Origin of the sequence: Chitinophaga sp. (genome assembly GCF_035564935.1) — a bacterium.
In the GTDB taxonomy this organism is placed as follows: domain Bacteria; phylum Bacteroidota; class Bacteroidia; order Chitinophagales; family Chitinophagaceae; genus Chitinophaga.
The window spans coordinates 1-5,556 of record NZ_DATMTE010000016.1; the positions used below are offsets into that span (position 1 = coordinate 1).

Annotated in this window: 4 protein-coding genes; 1 reads left to right on the top strand and 3 read right to left on the bottom strand. The window is 47.0% G+C overall.

Features of this window, described 5'->3' with window-relative positions:
* The 3 genes from VN105_RS00570 to lysS all read right to left on the bottom strand — a co-directional run.
* On the bottom strand, positions 1-570 hold a 570-nt coding region (locus VN105_RS00570), incomplete at its 3' end, for a DUF4197 domain-containing protein (protein WP_325636890.1).
* Between the two features lie 39 nt (positions 571-609).
* Positions 610-1,443 carry a universal stress protein gene (locus VN105_RS00575; RefSeq protein ID WP_325636892.1) on the bottom strand — a complete coding sequence of 278 codons (834 nt, stop codon included), beginning with the start codon at positions 1,441-1,443 and terminating at the stop codon, positions 610-612.
* Positions 1,444-1,603: 160 nt separating this feature from the next.
* Positions 1,604-3,118, bottom strand: a complete 1,515-nt coding sequence (lysS, locus tag VN105_RS00580) for a lysine--tRNA ligase (RefSeq protein ID WP_325636894.1) — start codon at positions 3,116-3,118, stop codon at positions 1,604-1,606.
* A gap of 290 nt (positions 3,119-3,408) precedes the next feature.
* Here lysS and VN105_RS00585 point away from each other — a divergent pair.
* Positions 3,409-5,556, top strand: a 2,148-nt coding sequence (locus tag VN105_RS00585) for a S9 family peptidase (RefSeq protein WP_325636896.1), incomplete at its 3' end; no start/stop codon positions are given.

The following is a 5,556-nucleotide window of genomic DNA, read 5'->3' on the forward strand; positions in this document are numbered from 1 at the left end:
TGCATAATAACGTGTAGCGCTGGTGCTATCGAGTGTTTTCCTGATCACCGGCAGAAAGGCGGTTTTCAGGGAATCCGTTGTTTTACTTTTAAAGAAATCGGTGGCAGATGTATTGCCTCCTTTTACCAGGTTAAGCGCGTCGGTGAGGGTCATTTGTTTGATGGCGCCTACAAAAATGGGCGCCGCGTAGCCTACTGCTTTTTCTGCAGAACGGTTTATTTGCAGGATGGCCTTATCTACCTGGCTGCCCAAACCAATGGCCCGCAGGGTATTACCGATCTTCACTGCATCTTCCGGCAGCAACAGTTTGTATACGTCACTTCCAAAAAAACCATCCTTTTTATTGAGCTTTGCAATACCGGCAGCCACCCCTTTTGAGAGCGCCTCTTTAATGGCAGAACCGGCGTCTGATTCTGTTAATCCTGCAATTGAAGTACCACTACCGGTACTTGTGCTGCTACTCTTGTTGGTAGCGGTTTCCAGCTGTTTACCCAGTTTCTTCAGCAGCTGGGCCTGTGTTGCCTGCAGGCTAAAGAAGCCCAGCAGTACCAATAACGAACGTTTAAGCATAGTGTTATTATAAATATTAATATCTTTCAAAAGTATAAATTATTCGTGTAAAGTCAACAGTGGTATATGCGTTTGATACGCCAGTTTGGAAGTACGGCTGCGTTTAAAAATACCTTCAAATAACCCATGCTTTTTGGGGATGGTGAGGATCAGGTCTGCCTTGTTCTCTTCGGCAAATTCCGCGATCCCGGCTACCACATTAGGATTATCGATGAAATGGTACTCAGGATGGAAATCTTCCAGCAGCGTATCCAGCATCAGCGTTTCAAAAGGCGTATCCGTACTGAAATGCCGGCTTTCATGGTCTATATTGATCACATGCAATTCTGCATTAAAAATATGCAGTAGTTTTTTCAATGGCTCTACCGGCGTGGTATCTGCCACCTTCCGCAGGTCGGCCGCAAAAACGATCTTTTCAATATGCTTATATTTTGCTGATCCGGGTACTATCAGCACCGGGTAGCTGGTATTTTTCACTACGTCGATCGTATTGGATCCTACCAATACTTCCTCCAGTTTACTGCCACCGGTAATCCCCATCACAATCAGGTCTACCCCTTCATTTTTACATACTTCTTCAATAGTTGCCGCCAGCAGGGTATTATCTGCCCGCGTCAGGAGCGTAGTGCCTTCGCCGGTGAGGGGGGCCAGTTCTGTTTTCATTTTCTCCAAACCTTCCAGGCTGGCAGCTCTCAGATCCTCCGGGTTTACCATCGGGATCATGGTTGGCACGTCCGGAACGGGTACAATCAGCTCATATGCGTGGTACAATACAATGCGGGTGGCTCCTAAACTGTTTCCCAGGGCAATAGCGTAGGTAGCGGCATTATAAGCGGTATCTGAAAAATCAGTGGGTACTAATAATGTTTTCATATGGGCCAATTTTAAGATACTAATAAGCACTACTTAAAGTTAACGATGTGCATTGGTATATGAACGCTTCATGAAAATTTAATGCCACATTTACCCATGTATAAAGCAAAAAGGCGAATGACCGGAGCCATTCGCCTTTTTTTATTTTATAAAGATGATCTTATTTCTGTTGTTCCGGCTTCATTTGCGGGAAGAAAAGCACATCCTGGATAGATGGCTGGTTGGTCATCAGCATCGTTAAGCGATCCATACCAATACCGATACCGGAGGTAGGCGGCATACCATATTCCAGGGCGCGCAGGAAGTCGTAGTCAATATACATAGCTTCGTCATCGCCGCGTTCCATCAGCTTCACCTGTTCTTCAAAGCGCTCGCGCTGATCAATAGGATCATTCAGCTCACTGTAGGCATTGGCAATTTCCTTACCGTTTACCATCAGTTCAAAACGCTCTACCAAACCTGCTTTGCTGCGGTGCTTTTTGGTGAGCGGGCTCATTTCTACCGGGTAATCGGTAATGAAAGTGGGCTGGATGTAGTTGCCTTCGCATTTTTCACCAAAAATTTCATCTATCAGTTTGGCCTTGCCAAATTTGGCGTCTACATGGATACCCAGCTGTTTGCAAACATCGCGCAGCTGTGCCTCATCCATAGCGGCAATATCAAAACCGGTGTGCTCCTGTATGGCTTCGTACATAGACACCCGGCGGAACGGCGCTTTAAAATCGATGGTTTTATCGCCTACCTGTACAAGGGTGGTACCATGCAAAGTGAGGGCAATTTTCTCCAGTAAAGCTTCTGTAGTACGCATCATCCATTCGTAGTCCTTATAGGCTGCATACATTTCCATTACAGTAAATTCCGGGTTATGGGTACGGTCCATTCCCTCGTTACGGAAATCCTTTGCAAACTCGTATACTCCTTCAAAGCCGCCCACAATGAGGCGTTTCAGGTATAACTCGTTGGCTATACGCAAATAAAGGGGCATATCCAGCGCATTGTGGTGCGTGGTAAACGGACGGGCGGTAGCGCCGCCGGGAATTGGCTGCAGGATAGGCGTTTCTACTTCCAGGTATCCCAGGTTGTTGTAGAAGTCGCGGATCGTTTGCATGATCCGGGTGCGTTTAATAAACACCTCTTTCACTTCCGGGTTAATCACCAGGTCGGCATAGCGCTGCCGGTATTTGAACTCCGGATCTGTTACCTCGTCAAATACTTCTCCCTCTTTGGCTTTTACCACCGGCAGGGGGCGCAGTGATTTAGACAGGATGGTGATTTCCTTTGCGTGGATAGAAGTTTCACCGGTTTTGGTAATAAAGGCATAACCTTTTACCCCTATAAAATCGCTGATATCCAGCAGTTTCTTGAATACGGTGTCGTACATTGATTTATCTTCCCCGGGGCAGATATCGTCCCGGCGGATATATACCTGGATGCGGCCAACGCTGTCCTGGATAACGGCAAATGCGGCCTTACCCATGTCGCGAACGCTCATGATACGGCCAGCCAGGCATACTTCCTGGAATTTTTCCTTTGTTTCTTCCGAATAATTGGCTTTTATGTTTACGGAAGTATCATTAACCGGGTATTCAGCTGCAGGGTAGGGGTCTATACCTAAGTTATGCAGCTCCTGTAATTTTTCCCGGCGTATAATCTCTTGCTCAGATAATTGTGTCATGTAGTAATTTAATTGCACTAATGGAGTGCAAAAATAGTAAAAAGGGCTGTAAGACTACAGCCCTCTTATTTTTTGACCATATCCTATGAAAACCATACTAAAGATAGCCGCTTCCACTGCTATTTACAGCCCCAATTAACCGTCGCGGGGAAATCTTTCATATCTGGCAGTATTTGGCCTGTTGCCGGTTTGCGGGCATTGCCCGTTTGTGTAAATTGTGACCGCTATTTTTTAGTTATGCTTATTTTCGTCCGCTAACTACAACAAAACAACCACCTGATATCTTACAAATGATGAGAAGCGAACAATGGTTACAACCAACCACTATCTGCAGCGCAGGCTTATTGCTACTGGCTGCGCCCTGTGTAAAAGCCCAGCAAAAGCAGGACCTTACTTTTGAACAGGCTTTTAAAGGCCAGGCCACCAATATCACCCAACCATTACCGGCTATCCGCGATTGGGCAGATGGGGAACATTACCTGGAAATGCGCCCCGATGCGGCAAATGGCCGTATGCAGGCATGGTCTGTAGATGCGCGTTCCGGCAAAGCAACCGTTTATACGGCACCGGTAGACGGCCCCAGTGTGGAGGTTCGTGAGAGAGATGTTTTTTATAAAGCGGCAAACGGTAATACCACCCGTTTAACAAACGATGCCGCAGAAGAAAAAAATCCAACGCTTTCCCCGGATGGAAAATATGTGGCTTTTACCCGCAACAATGACCTTTACAGCGTAGAAGTAGCCACCAAAAAGGAAACACGTTATACTACAGATGGCTCCGATGTAATTTACAACGGCTGGGCGTCGTGGGTATATTATGAGGAGATCCTCGGCCGGCCCACACACTACCGCGCTTTCTGGTGGAGTCCCAACAGCCGGCAGATCGCCTACATGCACTTTAACGATTCTAAAGTACCTGTATTTCCCATTTATAGCGAGAAAGGACAACATGGCTACCTGGAAAACACCCGTTACCCTAAAGCCGGCGATCCCAACCCTGCTGTGAAAGTAGGCGTGGTGCCGGTTACCGGTGGGCCTACCGTTTGGGCAAACTTCAACGAAAACGACGACCAGTACTTCGGTATGCCTTTTTGGACGGAAGATAGCCGGCAACTGTGGATGCAATGGATGAACCGCGGACAGGATAACCTGAAAATATACAGCATCGACCCGCAAAGCGGCGCCAAAAAAGAAATATATGATGAAAAACAGAAAACGTGGATCGACTGGTTTGATGCCGTTCCCTTTCTGAAAAACAACCAGGGCTTCCTGTTGCAAAGCGATAAAACCGGCTGGTCGCACCTTTACCTCCACAATATGGACGGCAGCCTTAAAAAGCAACTCACTTCCGGCAACTGGACGGTGAAAGAGGTATTACAGATCGATGAGAAAAATCAACTGGTATACTTCACGGCCCGTAAAGAAGCCTCTACCCGCTTCGACCTGTATAAAGTGAGCATGAAAACCGGCGCATTAACCCGTTTAACCAACGGCAGCTATAACAATATGATCAAACTGGCGCCCGGAGGAAAATACTTCATTACCACCTATTCCAACCTGCAAACACCCTCAAAAATGGCCTTGCTGGATAACAACGGTAAGCTGGTAAGGGAACTGGGCAACAGCAAAGGGGCAAAGTTTGATGATTTCAACCTTGCTAAAACAACACTGCAAACCTATAAAACCCGGGATGGACTGGTATTGCCGCTTACCATTACCATGCCCCTGCATATGGAGCCAGGTAAAAAATACCCGGTGCTGATCAGCATTTATGGTGGTCCTAATGCAGGTACTGTATATGATACGTGGAAATACAGCAATCTACAGCAGTGGTGGGCCCAGGAAGGAGTGATCCAGGTAGCCATCGATAACCGCAGCAGCGGGCAGCTGGGCAAAATGGGGATGAACTATATCCACCGCCAGTTGGGTAAGTATGAAATCGAGGATTATATGGACGCTGCCAAATGGCTCCGTTCGCAGCCATGGGCCGACAGCAGTAAAATATGTATGACCGGCGGCAGCTTTGGCGGCTATATGACCTGTATGGCCCTTACCTATGGCGCAGATGTATTTAATTATGGTATGGCCAACTACGCGGTAACCGATTGGCAACTGTACGACAGCCACTATACAGAACGCTACATGGATACCCCGGCAGAAAATCCTGAAGGCTATAAGGCCACCGCTGTAATGACCTACGCCGATAAATATAAAGGACTGATCCGTATTGTACACGGCACTATGGACGATAATGTACATATGCAGAACTGCATCCAACTGATCGATAAGCTCGAAAACCTGAATAAGCACTTCGAGTTTATGCTGTATCCCGGCGAACGCCATGGATGGGGTGGCTTAAAAAGTGTGCATTCTTCCGGAGAATCTTACCGTTTTATCTATAATCACTTGCTGGATAAACCTTTCCCGGAACAGTTCAAT

Bases quoted from the DNA above. Each gene is read 5' to 3' on its own strand.
- VN105_RS00575 (WP_325636892.1), bottom strand. From the start codon at position 1,443: ATGAAAACATTATTAGTACCCACTGATTTTTCAGATACCGCTTATAAT.
- lysS (WP_325636894.1), bottom strand. From the start codon at position 3,118: ATGACACAATTATCTGAGCAAGAGATTATACGCCGGGAAAAATTACAG.